Annotated in this window: 14 protein-coding genes; 2 read left to right on the top strand and 12 right to left on the bottom strand. The window is 48.3% G+C overall.

Going from position 1 to position 13,973, the window contains the following annotated elements; translation table 11 throughout:
* The first annotated feature begins 544 nt into the window (after positions 1–544).
* On the top strand, positions 545–1,732 hold the full coding sequence (locus B5F12_RS10965; protein WP_087234332.1) for an IS110 family transposase: 1,188 nt from the start codon (positions 545–547) through the stop codon (positions 1,730–1,732).
* Between the two features lie 230 nt (positions 1,733–1,962).
* Here B5F12_RS10965 and B5F12_RS10960 read toward each other — a convergent pair whose 3' ends face one another.
* From B5F12_RS10960 to hsdR, 12 genes are all read right to left on the bottom strand, one after another.
* Entirely contained in the window at positions 1,963–2,634 is a 672-nt protein-coding gene (locus tag B5F12_RS10960; protein ID WP_242954952.1) for a helix-turn-helix domain-containing protein, read from the bottom strand.
* A 2-nt stretch (positions 2,635–2,636) separates the two neighbouring features.
* Positions 2,637–2,852 (bottom strand): helix-turn-helix domain-containing protein, encoded by a 216-nt coding sequence (locus B5F12_RS10955; RefSeq protein WP_087234330.1) that lies wholly within the window; start codon positions 2,850–2,852, stop codon positions 2,637–2,639.
* Positions 2,839–3,198: a hypothetical protein gene (locus B5F12_RS10950; protein WP_087234328.1), complete on the bottom strand. Its 360-nt coding sequence runs from the start codon at positions 3,196–3,198 to the stop codon at positions 2,839–2,841. The genes B5F12_RS10955 and B5F12_RS10950 overlap by 14 nt, the downstream gene beginning before the upstream one ends.
* A 147-nt stretch (positions 3,199–3,345) precedes the next feature.
* On the bottom strand, positions 3,346–3,735 hold the full coding sequence (locus tag B5F12_RS10945; RefSeq protein ID WP_087234326.1) for a sigma-70 family RNA polymerase sigma factor: 390 nt from the start codon (positions 3,733–3,735) through the stop codon (positions 3,346–3,348).
* Positions 3,736–4,020: 285 nt separating this feature from the next.
* Positions 4,021–5,451, bottom strand: a complete 1,431-nt coding sequence (locus B5F12_RS10940; protein WP_087234324.1) for a hypothetical protein — start codon at positions 5,449–5,451, stop codon at positions 4,021–4,023.
* An 80-nt stretch (positions 5,452–5,531) separates the two neighbouring features.
* Positions 5,532–5,756 carry a DUF2188 domain-containing protein gene (locus B5F12_RS10935; RefSeq protein WP_087234322.1) on the bottom strand — a complete coding sequence of 75 codons (225 nt, stop codon included), beginning with the start codon at positions 5,754–5,756 and terminating at the stop codon, positions 5,532–5,534.
* 15 nt (positions 5,757–5,771) lie between these two features.
* Positions 5,772–6,047, bottom strand: a complete 276-nt coding sequence (locus B5F12_RS10930; protein ID WP_087234320.1) for a DUF3892 domain-containing protein — start codon at positions 6,045–6,047, stop codon at positions 5,772–5,774.
* A 350-nt stretch (positions 6,048–6,397) separates the two neighbouring features.
* The gene (locus tag B5F12_RS10925; RefSeq protein WP_087234318.1) at positions 6,398–6,919 is read right to left on the bottom strand and encodes a helix-turn-helix transcriptional regulator; all 522 of its coding nucleotides are present in this window, start codon (positions 6,917–6,919) and stop codon (positions 6,398–6,400) included.
* A 79-nt stretch (positions 6,920–6,998) separates the two neighbouring features.
* The gene (locus tag B5F12_RS10920; protein ID WP_087234316.1) at positions 6,999–8,375 is read right to left on the bottom strand and encodes a restriction endonuclease subunit S; all 1,377 of its coding nucleotides are present in this window, start codon (positions 8,373–8,375) and stop codon (positions 6,999–7,001) included.
* Entirely contained in the window at positions 8,375–9,793 is a 1,419-nt protein-coding gene (locus B5F12_RS10915; protein ID WP_087234314.1) for an N-6 DNA methylase, read from the bottom strand. The genes B5F12_RS10920 and B5F12_RS10915 overlap by 1 nt, the downstream gene beginning before the upstream one ends.
* Positions 9,790–10,041 (bottom strand): hypothetical protein, encoded by a 252-nt coding sequence (locus tag B5F12_RS10910; protein ID WP_087234312.1) that lies wholly within the window; start codon positions 10,039–10,041, stop codon positions 9,790–9,792. The genes B5F12_RS10915 and B5F12_RS10910 overlap by 4 nt, the downstream gene beginning before the upstream one ends.
* Positions 10,038–13,304 (bottom strand): type I restriction-modification system endonuclease, encoded by a 3,267-nt coding sequence (gene hsdR, locus B5F12_RS10905; protein ID WP_087234310.1) that lies wholly within the window; start codon positions 13,302–13,304, stop codon positions 10,038–10,040. Before hsdR ends, B5F12_RS10910 begins: the two co-directional genes overlap by 4 nt.
* A 361-nt stretch (positions 13,305–13,665) precedes the next feature.
* Between hsdR and B5F12_RS10900 the strand changes: the two genes are divergently transcribed.
* A complete protein-coding gene (locus B5F12_RS10900; protein ID WP_087234308.1) occupies positions 13,666–13,887 on the top strand; it encodes a hypothetical protein in 222 nt (73 codons plus the stop codon).
* The last annotated feature ends 86 nt before the right edge of the window (positions 13,888–13,973 follow it).

Below are 13,973 nucleotides of genomic sequence, written 5' to 3'. Positions count from 1 at the left end.
GGCTCGTCCCCAATAGAGCGTTCCTCCCCAGATTTTTTGCCAAAAGGAACGCCCTTTGAAAAGCCTGAAACTGCCTGCACTGCGGGCAGTTGTGGCCGGCACGGCGCTCGAGGAGCGTCGTGTCTTTCCCCTGCTATACTTTAGCCGTAGCCCAAGGCTGTGTATCTATGCAGAAATTCTGCATACTCAACGATTGATATCAACGCCCTTGGGCGATGGTATAGCTGAACAGGTAGGCGTCTGATTCTTTTATCCTTGTGGATGATCCACTTTAAGCAGCGTGCGGCGCCAGCCTGTTCCAGCATCCTTGGTTGTAGTATCAACACCCAGATGGGTGATGATATAATTACCTCATGCAGACAGAGGACCGCTTCTTTTCTCCTTGCGGGACATCCGCTTTAAGCTGCGTGCGGCCTCACTCTTACAAGATTTCATTTATGAGCCGGATGCGGGAACACTTGTCCTCCGCCAATGTCGAAGCAGGGTATGACTTGTAAGAAACATGAGGACTGTCTGTGTCACTATGATTTGAGGATGTGGTGGTATGTTTATCGTAGGAATCGATGTGGCCAAGCGGAATCACGAAGTCACTGTCATTACCTCAGAGGGACAGGTAGTGTGCAAAGCGTTTCGCATTTCCAATACCTGCACTGGATACAACCGTATGATGGAGCGTCTTGGGAAGCTGACCAATCTTAAGGGTGAGTTTATCTTTGCTATGGAGTCTACCGCCCACTGCTGGCTGGCTCTGTACACTCGTCTCAAGAAAGAGGGCTATCAAGTCGTTGTACTCAACCCCATCCAGACACATGCCATGCGGGAGATGTTTCTCCGAAAATCAAAAACCGATGCAAAGGATTCTCTGGTGATTGCGGAGGTTATTCGCTTTGGCCGCTATGCTGCCAGTGATATTCCACAAGAAAAACTGTTGGCGCTCAAAGAACTGTGCCGGAACCGGTCTTATCTCATGGATCTTGCCAGCGACCTGAAGAGAAAAACGGTTGCCCTTCTGGATCGTGTTTTTCCAGAGTATGAGACACAGTTCGACTCCGTTTTCTGTAAATCCTCTTTGGCGGTACTCACTAAATATCCAACACCGCAGAAACTGGCCAATGCTCATCTGTCCAAGCTGACAGAGATCCTTTGGACAAGCAGCAATGGCCACTTTGGGGAATGGAAAGCCCAGGAGATGAAGGCGTTGGCTCGGAACAGTTTTGGTGTTGCGGACTGCGAAGGAGCGTACTCAACACTGATCCTTTTAATGCTGGAGCATATCCACACACTGCAAGAAAAATGCGGTGCGTTGGAAGCACAGATTAGAGTGTTGCTCCAACAATTTGATACCACGCTAACCACCATTCCTGGAATTGGCCCGATCCTGGCGGCTATCATTCTCAGTGAGATTGGTGATATCTCCCGTTTTTCCTCCGCCGACAAGCTGGCGGCATATATAGGCGTAGACCCGTCTGTGAACCAATCTGGTGAGTTTGTGGGTACACATGTCCATATGTCCAAGCGAGGCTCGCCCTATTTACGCAGAGCGGTCTGGATGGCTTCCGTTGGTGCTGTCCAACGCGATCCCATGTTCAAAGCATATTTCGAAAAGAAAGCTGCTGAAGGACTACGTTATATGAACATCATTGGACATGTGACTAAGAAGATGACAGCGGTCATCTATGCCATTATGCGGGATAACAAGACATACACACCGATTATGCCCTCTGCCGCATGACCAAGGGCCATAGAAACTGCCCAGGTCCACCTATGGTGGGCCTAGCCCTGTGCGCCGTTTTTAACCCACAAGTATTCACTTCAAATGAATATTTTCTACTTGACGAACACATAGCCGGCTGCCTTTCCCTTCGTCCTCCGCAGAGTCCTCGAAAGTGGCCCAAATTCGCTCGAAATCCCCCAGGTGGGGCGCAGGGGCTTCCCCTGTGCCGCAATGGGGCACACAGCCCCTCACAGGCGGGCACACGGGGCTTTCTCTGGGGTCCGTCCCAGACGCTTTTGCGCCTGCTGCCACTTCCGCTGTTCTTCCAGCTGGTCCATCTGCTGCTGGTGGTAACAGTCCAATGTGATTTGGATGGGGAGGATGGTGTACTGATTGTTGCCGTTCCACTTCATGCCGTGGCTGTCCAGGTAGCTGGTGTGTTCCACAGCGATGAGCTGCTTCTCCTCCAGTTTTGCGACGTGTTTCATGACAGTGGCTACCGTGAGATGTACTGCAGCAGCAATGGTTCGGTAGCTGGGATGACACTGGTGGGTGCGTCGATCTTCACAGTAGAGAAGATAGGCGTAGACGGTGATGGCTCCGTGACCGAGATTTAGGAAGAACAATTCATTGGGCAGAGAGAAAAAATTTTTCCCGGTATTCTCGCACACTGGAACCAGATGTTGATCCAGCAGTCCACGTTGTTTGAGTTGGCGGACTTGCTCTGCGGCCATGTCCTTGCTCATGTGCAGCTTGGATGCGATCTCGTCCGCAGTGGGCGGGACGGATTTTGTGCCGTGGGTGTGGAGATAGCAGAGGTAGGTGAAGGTAGCGAAGGCCTGGGGCTTCAGGTTCCACTTCCAGATATCGTTGGGCAGTGGGAAGCGATGCCGTTTCGGATCCCGCTGGTACAAAGACAAATTCAGTTGCGCTCACCTCCTTCCGTGTGTTCCACCACCCATTGGATGAACTGTTCTTTGGGTACCATCATGCGGCTGCCCACTCGCAGTACCGGGAAAACTGGTTCGTGCATTAACTCGTAAGCACTGGATGGTGATACACCCAGCACCTTTGCCACCTGTTTCGCATTGAGAAACAGCGGCAGCTCGTCGTAGCTCTGATACTCAGATTTCTTCATTCCATTCCTCCTCGCATTCACCGGGATGGAGCAGCTGCAGAAATTCTTCTGCGCTGCTGACCACCCCAGCCCGTTTCATTTGTCGGTACCGGAGCATATCACAGGTGGTTCGGAAATTCACCTCGGCACACTCCAGCAGTTTGTCCATTGCCACCATCTGTTGATGGAGGCTGAGAGATGTGGGCTTGTCTAGTGCCATGAGATAGGCTTGCACCTGATCTGCATCCGGCAGATCCTCGCCCAGCACCTTTTTCATCCCCTGCAGAACATACTCCAACGTCTCACGCTCACACTTAATTTCCAAAAGTCTATACAAAGCATTGTGGTTTATCTTGCATTCTTCCAAGGTTTACACTCCTTTGGCAATTTTATTGGGGCGTATCCCACTGCGGCCTCCAGTAGGGTTTTGCAACGCAAAAACTTTGCCCTCACTTATAAGGACACTGACAGCCAGTTTGTAAACCAGAAAAATAAAAAAAGTTGAGGGGCCCTGTCATGTGACAGAGCTCCTCAACTTTTCGTGGAGTTTTTTCAGTCGCTTTGATACCGCCATTTTGGACACGCCATAGATCTTCCCGATCCCCTCCATGGTCAGATTCCTGCCATACCGAAGTTCGATGAGATCCCGGTTCTGGTCGCCCAGGTTATCAACGGCCTTCCGCAGATTTTCAAGCCGGAGGTTCCAGAGCACGGTATCCTCCACGGGACGCCTGACACAGTCTGAACAAGACAGCACCGTTTCAAACTCACTTTTACTCAGATGCCTTTGGTCCCGTTTTTTCTCTGCCTGTTCCCGCTTCCGATCCTGCTCCAGGAAGTTTGCGACCTCCTTTGGCACTGATACTGGCTCCCCATTATAGATGATAACGACAGTGTCGTTCATTTGTGTCCTTTCCGCTTTCCACGGAAAGATACACACCCGCGCTGCCGGCACAGCGCCAAATACTGAAGACCTTCATGGAAGTTTCCTTCGTACAGGGGTGGTTATGGTTGCCCTACGAGGCCCATGAACGTCTGAGGTCACACAGGGGTGTGGACCTCACCGGAAAGCTGCGAGTTTTGGCTTTCGCCTACGTCTATTGTAGTACGGATGTTCGATAATGTCAATGCTTATAGTGGGAGAGAAGTAAGTTTATTGTAGTGCGTAGTTTTAACCTACTTTAGCTATTCAGAGTTTTTTCTCTACATCAAGCGCCCTACAAATATTACGAGTCAAATTCTTTGCACCGCGGTGGTGGTCACTGGGCGTTTTTGCCACAATGAACATATACCGTGGATCTTTAAAAACCAATTTGTAATGTGGGCCATCTTCTTCAATTGTAAACCCTAAATCTTTCAGCTGTCCCTTCACAACTTTAGTCAACTTTTCGCCTGAACGAAAGGCAGTCTCGACGCCTTTTATTATTGTCTCACAGGTGCCTATTTTAGGATTTGCATCAAGAAGAGACTTAACAATACAGTATGGACGTGTCCCTTCTTCGTATTTGTTCAATACCTGAAACAAAATGCTGTACAACAAGTCATTACGCTCTCCAGGATACAGTTCATCCTCTAATCCAGCATTATAGAACATTCCATCTTTATTTACCGTTCCCCTTGCCGCCATCAGGCCATCACGTTCAGCTCGAAGAGAAAGCACTTTCCGATTCAGTTCTTCGACTTTATCTTCTAATTCTTTCTTCTCCTTATCAAATGTATCGATATAGGCATCCAGTTCCTCTTTGCTTTGCTCACTAACATTTTTCATTTTCAGCATTTTCTGCCGAGCCTGCAGGGCAAGAATCTGATTCCAGTTGTACTGGGTTGAATCCACACGATTCATGATGGCATCCCAGACATCATCTATAATACCCTGACACATTTTGTAGAAGTCATTATCATAATATCTAAGGCCATGTTTCTGACAGTAGCTTGTTCCAGGAAAGTAAATTCCTACATAACCAAGGTAAGCATTATTTCCACAAGTATCTTTCTGAAGACGAGCAGCAATCTCATAATTTTCTTCAACAAAAACATGGGCAATACCGCTCAACTGATGCGCTAAATATCGGGGACTAACAGCGGTTTTTCCCCAGTAGTCTCTGCTTATATACACAACTGGCATTTCATAAGCGGATTTACCGCACATAATATCCCGATATTCCTCGTAGTTGTCTTTGCCGGCAACTATCGGTGTGTCTGTAACAGGAATCTTCCCATCAAAACCGCAATATCCCTTTTCCACAAACATTCTAACAATATATGGCTTATGGATAGGAGGCAAGTCTGTCCGAAAATCAGTCCAGTTACAATTCAACTGAATCAATAAACTTCTTTGGCCTTCGGAAGTTAAAATAACGCAGTCATTGTCCCAAACAAGATTTTCCTCTCGATTCTGAAGTCTACAGGCAGATAATTCAATAGATTCATCCTTATAATGTCGTACCGAAAATGTTATATTATTTTTGGTATAGTCATAATCATCGTGTGAATCTACATTGAAATAAAGCTCATCAATTTGATAGTGGGGACTACCTATAACCCACTCTGTGAATAATTTTAAACAGTCTTGATGTGTAACTTCTGCTTTAAGCGGCAGACGAGTGCTAAATACCAGCATAGGGAATCCTCTCTTTCTACATCCGTTTATGATATTAATGGGGCGGTTTATGTCTGGTACCCATAAACCGCCCCATTTACTTAACCTTCAGGAGGATACGGGTCGTTGCCGTAAGAGTCCCTCGCCCGAATTCGACCATTCATTCCGTGGATAAACAATTCAGATTCCTGATTGCGCGCAATCGCTCTAGCCACAGCAATGGCTTCTGCCTGCGTATCGGTTCTAAGCGTAGCTTTGGTATTCCCTGCGCCTTTTACCTGCCAGCCTCCATCCGGATGCGGCGTCACATGCTGGTTCTTTCCCATCTACGCCACCCCCTTTTACTCTCGAGGAAGGTCGAGAAGATTGTCGTGCGTGTAGTCGTTGGGAGTAGAGCGCACATACTTCTCGCCTTTGCTGCTGATAGCTGAAATCACATTGGGGTATGGGCTGATTTTCACCTGGATAGTACCAGGATTCTCCTTCAAAAAGTCATGAAGGACATCCTTCTTGAAAAAACCAGGGTTGGTACAGCCTTCGATGTAAACGGAGTCAATCTCCAAAAGGTTGCGGGAATGGTTGCATCCCGGCTTCATCTTAATTTTTGTTGCGTACATAAAGTCACGCTTCCTTTCTCCGCATAAAAGCGGGCACAATTGGTTGTCAGGAACATCTATTCAAAACAGCCAAAAGAAAAACTCCGCTACACGGAATAAGTCAAGTTCATGAAATATCCCATATTGAACCGAGCCCAGAAACGTGATATAGTGGATGTGTCTAAGGGAAACACAGTCTATATCACGCTTCTAAGCACATATTCTCTGTGTAGACGAAAGATACAGCGCAACGGGTACCAGCCGGGGCGCTGTTTTCTTTTGCCTGGAATCTTGCCTCATTATATCAAGGAAGGGGCTGCCTGTCAACTATATATTGTGTTCATAAAGTCTTTGTGCACAATATATAGTGCTCAACTGTCTTTCCCGACCTTCTCTATGAGGTCATATAGGGATGGTTCTCCAGAGTTTGCCTCTTGCTCACGAAGGTGGATAATGGCCTCTAATCTGGCCCCCATCTTCTTGTTGATAAGCGCCGCTGTTTTCAGCTTGTCCAATTCGCCGCTGTCGGCAGTTGCCAAAAGCATTTTCATGGAAAACATATACTGTTCCATTGACTGTTTGAATGTAATGGACTCGAACATCTTGTGAAAGTCTTGCTCTTTGACTCTTCTTCCTTCAGACTTCTCTGTGAGTTCCTGGGCCCTTGCACTAGTATTAATTATAAGCTGCTTGGCCTCATCGTCCAGTTCCTTTTCATAAAAATACTCCGGCCCTATGCCATAGTAGATCGAGAGTTTTTCCTGATTGCTGCTGGAAGCAACAGATGTTCCACTTTCCCAATTGGCTACTGTCACGCGGTTTACGTTGATAGCTTGGGCAATCTGTTCCTGTGTAGCACCATACAGTTCTCGAATCTGTTTTAAGTTGTTCATAGGGTTCTCACCTCACGCTTCACATTATACATCATGCCTGCTACATTGTCAAGTTACTACAAAATTTTGTAGTGCGTTGTCACACATTGGCGTATAGAAGCTCCAATGCACTCTCCTCACTGGGGTCATTGGTGCCCAGCTCACCACGGAAGGCGCGGGCGAGGATGGCTTTTTTGATGAGGTCAATCTGCTCCAGCACCCCTTCAGCAGTTTCTTTGGCCTGTTGTTCTTTGGCAAGGAGGTCGTCTAGGATGCGGACGATTTCGGTTTGTTCGGGGACAGAAGGTAAATTTAAAGGGTAATTTTCCATAAAAGATTTTGGCACGCGCTGTTGACCTACTGCCCCTGCCATTACAGATTTGGCTTTATTGCGGAATGTGATGTCACGCACCATATGATATAAATATCGATTATATAACTTTTCTCCACACCGCAACACATAGAATTCCGTTGTTCCATAACCGATATCATTTATTAGTTCACCGATAATTGCTGATTTTCCGTTTTCCATACATGGGGTAATTTTAGCAAATACCACATCACCTTCTGAGAAATTAGTAAAACCCATTTTCACATCTTTCAGTAATCGCGTTTGCGGCTCGGTAATTTCACCGTTTATTTCAGAAAGAGAAGCCATAGGGAAAAAGGACACTTCTAAATTATCAGGCAAACCATTTGTATCTATTTTTTTAGGATTTACCTTGCAAACATTTTTCAAAATTGCTTTTTCCCAACTCTCCATCCCAATGCCGTGTTCTTTTCTCCACTGGGCGGTGAGTTCGCCTGTGAAGGCTTTGTGAAGGATGGCGGCTTTGCGAGTTTCAAAGCTGTCAAGGGCATCCTGCGCCTTTTGTTTGGCCTCGTCCAACTTGGCAAACCGGCTTTCAATACGATCAACAATGCGCTGTTGTTCGGGGAGTGGAGGAAGAGGAAAACTCATATCGCATATTTTGCTGCTACTTATATTGGGTTGTGCTCCTCCATAAGCCGAATTTAGAATTTGTTGTTCCGCACTACTGATGTAAAAATTGCGAAAAAAGGGATCAAGAACTGTTTGATCTATAACTTTAATATTGCCTACTCGCTGATTCAGATAGGCAATTTTATCAGAATCATAAATTCCATTTTTCCCTGTTGTCGCTCCAGACATTGCTATTAATAAGTCGCCATTGTGAATAATATATTTGCTATCAATATCAATCTCTGTAGTGTAAACACAGTCATCTAAAGCAATGCTATTGTCAACGATATTTGATATACGTACTACCGGTATACCTTGATTTTTTGTAAATCGCTCACTTTTAAACGCATAGCCATTTTCAAACTTGCATACAGTTCCAAATTTAACCCAGCACCAATTTTCCGGTACCTTGTACGGCTGTTCGCTCTCCGGTATCAATGCAGCCTGTAAGCGTTCCTCCGGTGTCAGGGTTTCTTTTTTCTTTCCTCTCGCCATCAGTCCCGCACCTCCAGCGCCCGCAGTTCCTTCACTACACTCATCAGCAGGTCCACGGCCTCCTCCAGATTGGCAGCAGCCTCCTCGGCGCTCTCTGCCGGGTCGGGCAGGTCGTTGTAGTCCAGCACTGAGTCATCACGAATCAGGCCCAGATCCAGACTGTTGCCCTTTTCCGCAATTTGCTCCCGGGTAAAGACGCTCCATCGCTCGTCCTGCACAGCATAACGGTCCTCGGCCTCATAAGCCTTCTCAAAATCTGCGAAATGCTCGGTTTTCAGCGGTGCGGTCTTGCCAAAGCTAGGCATATTGGTACGCAGATCGTAGAACCAGACCTCCTTGGTATTGCCCTTGTCACTCTTGCCACGGGTGAAGAACAGCACATTGGTTTTAACGCCCTGGGCGTAGAAAATGCCGGTGGGCAGGCGGAGAATAGTATGCAGATCACACTTGTCCATCAGGTCACAGCGAATCTTCTCCCCGTCGCCGTCTGCAAAGAGCACATTGTCAGGCAGCACCACGGCGGCCCGGGCTTCGCCATTGGCTTTCAGGCTGCGGTAGATGTGCTGGAGAAAATTCAGCTGCTTGTTGCTGGTGGGGAAAGTGAAGTCATCCCGGGTGGCACGCTCGCCGCCCTTCTTGGTGCCGAAGGGCGGATTGGTGAGAACCAGATCAAAGTCGTGGAGCGCCTTGCCCTGGTTGGACAGGGTATCGGCCAGCAGAATCTGGCCGTCGATGTCGTGCAGCATGGCATTCATCAGGGCTAGGCGGTGGGTGTCGTGAACCAGCTCACAGCCGGTGAAGGCTTCCTTTTTCTCGAATTCCGCCGTATCGGAATCTAAATCGTAAAAATCGTCGGTGTGTTCTTTGACATACCGATGGGCGGCAATCATAAAGCCAAAGGTGCCGCAGGCGGGGTCGTTGCACCGCTCCCCGGGCTGAGGCTTCATCAGCCGAGTCATCACATCAATGAGGACACGAGGGGTAAAGTATTGACCAGCACCGGACTTTTTCTCGTTGGCGTTCTTCTCCAGCAGCCCTTCATACAGGTTGCCCAGACCCTCTTCCCGGGCGGAGTACCAGTCCAGGCCGTCGATGGTGGTGATGATCTTTTCCAGATTCTTGGGCTCATCAATGTTGGTGGAGGCCCCCTGGTAGATCTCCCGCACTCGCCCGGTGCAGTTCTCCCCCAAATGGGTAAGCAACTCTTTATAGAACTTTTTCAGTTCAATGCCACTTTTGGCGGTGAGCTGATCCCAGCGGTAGGCGGCGGGGATCTGGCTTTCTGCGCCAGTCTCCTTTGCCATCTTCAAAAACAGAATATAAGTAAGCTCGGTAACATACTGGTGATAGGTGATGCCGTCATCCCGCAGCACATTACAAAGATTCCAGAGCTTAGATACGATTTCTTGTGTGGTCATGTGTGGTTTCCTCCGTTATGCCAGTTGGTTTCAGCAGCAAATTTTAATACCATCGCTTCAAAAACTTGTGCCTGATATTCTGGCTTGATCTTGGCTTTGTTTTCCACCAGATCATGAATGGCATCCAAAATTTTCTTTTGGGCTTCTTCCTGGTCCTGAGGAAGGGGGCTGACCCAGTTTCCTCTATTTCGAATGGCTTGATTGACCATTGCTGAAAAAATTGTATTCATCAATTCGTTTTCACTCATGCGCTTCTTCCTCCATCATCGTACAGATACTCGTTGAGTTCCAGCACGATGTTCTCTAATTGATTTTGAAAAATCCGGTCGATTTTCTTAAATCCGCCCTCACTTTTGAACCGAGAGTCCTCATCAAATACTCCCAGATTGAGCACAGATTCTTCCATGAGGTATTTTTCCATGCGGCCAATCCACTTTTGCTCAATGGCAGTGAATTTGTGGGCTTTTTTCAGCTTGTCCACCGCCCGGCGAATACGGGCTTCGTGGCTGATAAGGGTGGAGCCGATGGCATACCGGCGAATCAGACTGATGATGTCTGCCGCCATCTCCTCGTTGGTCAGTTCCGCTATGGCAGTGTTGAGTCGTTGTGTAGTAAAGCCCTCTCGGTCCAACGCCAAGCGTAAGTCTCTCAAGCTCTCCCGGGTCAGCTCCCTTGGACGAGTACAGACAATATTCAATGCTGCGATTTCGTTGAGATGGGTCTTTACATATTCAGCAAAGGCGTCCAGATAGTCCTCCGGGCGGCTGCTGGCGCCATAGCCACGGGTGTGACTGACCAGTTCATCTGGGGCTTCCGAGATAACCACGGCTCGGCCTCTGTTGGCCCGGAGCTCTCCCAACAGCTCAAAGAGCTCCCGATGCGCCAAAATGCGATTTCTAGCCTGTTGGGGAGATTCTTGCTCCAGCTGCTGAATAAACTGAGTGGGGTCCATGCCGCCGGTCATGCTGACGAAATGCTCCATAGTCTTGCTGTCCAGGTTCCTCTTTTTCCGTTGAAGCTTGGCAATGATCTGATCGATCTGGTACTGAATCTGTTTTTCCTCTTCCAGCATCTCCAGACCGTCCATCAGCTGTCCAAAAGAGGCGGCGGGATTGGCCACAACCGGTTTCATGGTGTTGACTGCTTCCAGTGATTCATAGACACCCACAGGGTCATAGATTTCAAAATGGGTCTTATGAATCTTAGGACACAAACGGGTGGCGCGGCCCAGCATCTGCTCAAACAGAATACGGGATTTCACCCGGCGCAGGAACACCAGATTGGTAATCTCCGGCACATCAATACCGGTGGTCAGCAGATCCACGGTCACCACGATACTGGGATAGCGCTCGTTTTTAAACCGCTTGATGGCCTCCTGCACCTTCTTGGGGTTGCCACCCCCCACACTGCCAGTGATCTTCATAATGGCATCGTTGTCCACGCCGTATTCCTTGTAGATATTCTTGAGAATGTCCACAATCATGTCAGCATGTTCGTCATCTGCCGCATAGATGAGGGTCTTACCCTGTTCCTCCGGATTCTCTGGGTCGATATCCTTGGCAATCTCAGCTAGCACTGTCTCGTTAAAGGGGCGAGTAATGACCTTTTTGTTGAACTGCTCCACATCAAAGTTCAACTCATCATTCAGCAGTTCACTGTTGGTGATTTCCCCAGTCACAGGATCGTATACGGTGACCGTATCGCCAGATTGATAGCGGATACCCTCATCCCGAAGTTTCGTATGAAGATCATGGGGGGCATCGTGATCCACCAAATAGCCCTCGATGACCGCTTCCCGGTAGGTGTACTTAAAGACCGGCTGACCGAAAATCTCGGTGGTCTGGAGTGCCGGGGTAGCCGTCAGCGCAATTTTAACTGCGTCAAAATATTCAATGACACAGCGGTATTTGCTCTGATAATCCCTTTGATCCCGGTAGAGAAGCTCTGTGTCTCCCATCTCTTTGTCCAGCAGGTAGCCACGGTGAGCCTCATCCACAATAATCAGGTCATAGTCACTGACTGCGGGCATGGTTTCCCCATCGTTGTAGAGGATGCGTTTGACCATTCCCTGCACGGTGGCCACCTGGATACGGGTTTCCCGCTCAATCTCCTTATCCTCCAGCCCTTTGATGTTGTAGATGTCCGCCAGAGGCATCAAGTCTTCCAGCTTGACCTCTTTGAATACATCCAAAGCCTGTTCGCCCAGAGCAGTGCGGTCTACCAAGAACAGAATCCGCTTAAAGCGGTTCGTCTTCAAAAAGCGATAAATCATCCCCAGTACCGTCCGTGTCTTACCGGTACCGGTTGCCATGGCCAGCAGCGCCGTATTTTTCCCCTCTATGATCGCTTCTTCCGCTGCCTGAATGGCTCGCAGCTGGTAGTCCCGGAGGTTCAGTCCATCTTTGTCTCGCAGCAGGTCAAAGGACATCTGTTCAAGGGCCCGATTTCCTGCATCAATGTCCTTGCCCAGTAATTCTAAAATATTTTGAGGGCTCATCCATCCCCGCAAAGCCTTGGGTATATTGGAAGGCTGACGGAGATCCAGAAACCAGATGCCGGACTTTGTTTTATACTGCTCCAGGTATGGCCTGCCATTGGTAGCAAAGGTAAACGGGACCTTATAACTACCCCAGATTCCAACCTGATACTGTGCATCCTCCCCGCGAATATTACGGGGATATTCCTTCCCCTGATAATCAATCACAGAAGGAATGTCCTTGTGTTCCGCCTTAGCCTCAATAATTCCGACCAATTGTAATCCAATAAAAAGGGCATAGTCGGCCCGCCCACGGTTTCCCACAGTGGAATCCGTAGGCCATTCAGCAATGGCAATATTACGCCCTTTGGCAGGACGAGTTCCCTTTGAAAATCGTAGATTCTCTGTGTCTGCTTCCCAGCCCACCTGCCGAAGCTGCTGATCGATGAGAAAGCGAGTCTCTGCCTCTGGGCGCTGACGCTGGCTAGCTGTTTGACTGGCTCGCTTGCGGCGGCTGTCTCTGGAGATTCTCTCCGCTTGTGCAGCTTTCGCCTCGGCCTCCTGCGTCAAACGTGTTTCGGTTTGCTCTTCCGCTTTCTTATCCAGGATCTTCGGCTGTTGCACAGAAACAGGCATCACAAATTCATGGTGCCGGTAGTTCCAGTCTCCGTACGTCTGCATGAACCACTCACACAAGCTATGTGCCATAGGTAAAAGAGCCTTCCCATCTGTCACTGAGGAGTAGTTCTCGTGAACCGCCTTGTTTCGCACTTTTCGAAGGGCATGCAGTATATCCACCAAATCCTGAGTCAGAAGTCCCTCTCGGTAGAGAGCATCAATCCGCTTTACCGCTGTATTCTCTGTCGGAAGCGGAATGCGATCATAGGTAAACATCAAATTGACGATGGTTTCGCCGATCATGCCTAATTTCATTAAGCAGGAGTTGGAGTCATTGTAACAATACTCCTCTGCCAACTGTCCAAAGTTAAACAACACAGGGAAATCCTTTTCCAAAAATCGAAAATTGCTATTCATGATATCCCTCCGTTTTCAAAAGCCAGGATGAACTTCCCAGCTTAACCGTTCCGTTGATAGATTAAATTTACCATATTCCAAGCAGATGCCGCAAGGGCTGGGTATTCTTTTTTGAAAAAGCACAATTTACACATGTCTATCCTTCCAGGAGACAGTATTTTTCTTTTCATAGGTAAACACCGTCAATTCATGGTATTTCCTGCCGCTCCATGCTATACTGTCCGTAACAAGGAATCCTATATAAGCTTTCAGCCATGAGCCAGTGTTCGCGAAAAATACACAACCTGTAATGCAGATACTGAAAATACCGAGCGGCTTCACATTTTGGAAAATACAAGCAATTGCCAGGAGGAATATACGTATGACTGAGACTCAATCAAATCAAGCCACTGAAGTGGCTCTTGAAGCAATTGTCAGCAATGCCATTCAAATCCCAGGGGTTAAAGTGGACCGTCAGAAGTTCTTGGCCGAGTGTTTTGCCAAAGAGAATGTAAACACCCAGGAGATCATTGACCTGGGTCCCATCGAGGCGGGATGCTCCCGAGAATTACTTGTGAACTGCTCCCCGTCAAGAGGACAGTGAAAAAATATAAAGTTTTCCCGGCCAGTAGCCTATGTGCTGCTGGCCGCTTTTTATGCAGCGAGATACAGCTCGTGCTTCTCCATCGG

It is taken from the genome of Pseudoflavonifractor sp. An176, from assembly GCF_002160435.1.
Taxonomy (GTDB): domain Bacteria; phylum Bacillota; class Clostridia; order Oscillospirales; family Oscillospiraceae; genus Enterenecus; species Enterenecus faecium.
This window is presented reverse-complemented; position numbering and strand designations above follow the sequence as displayed.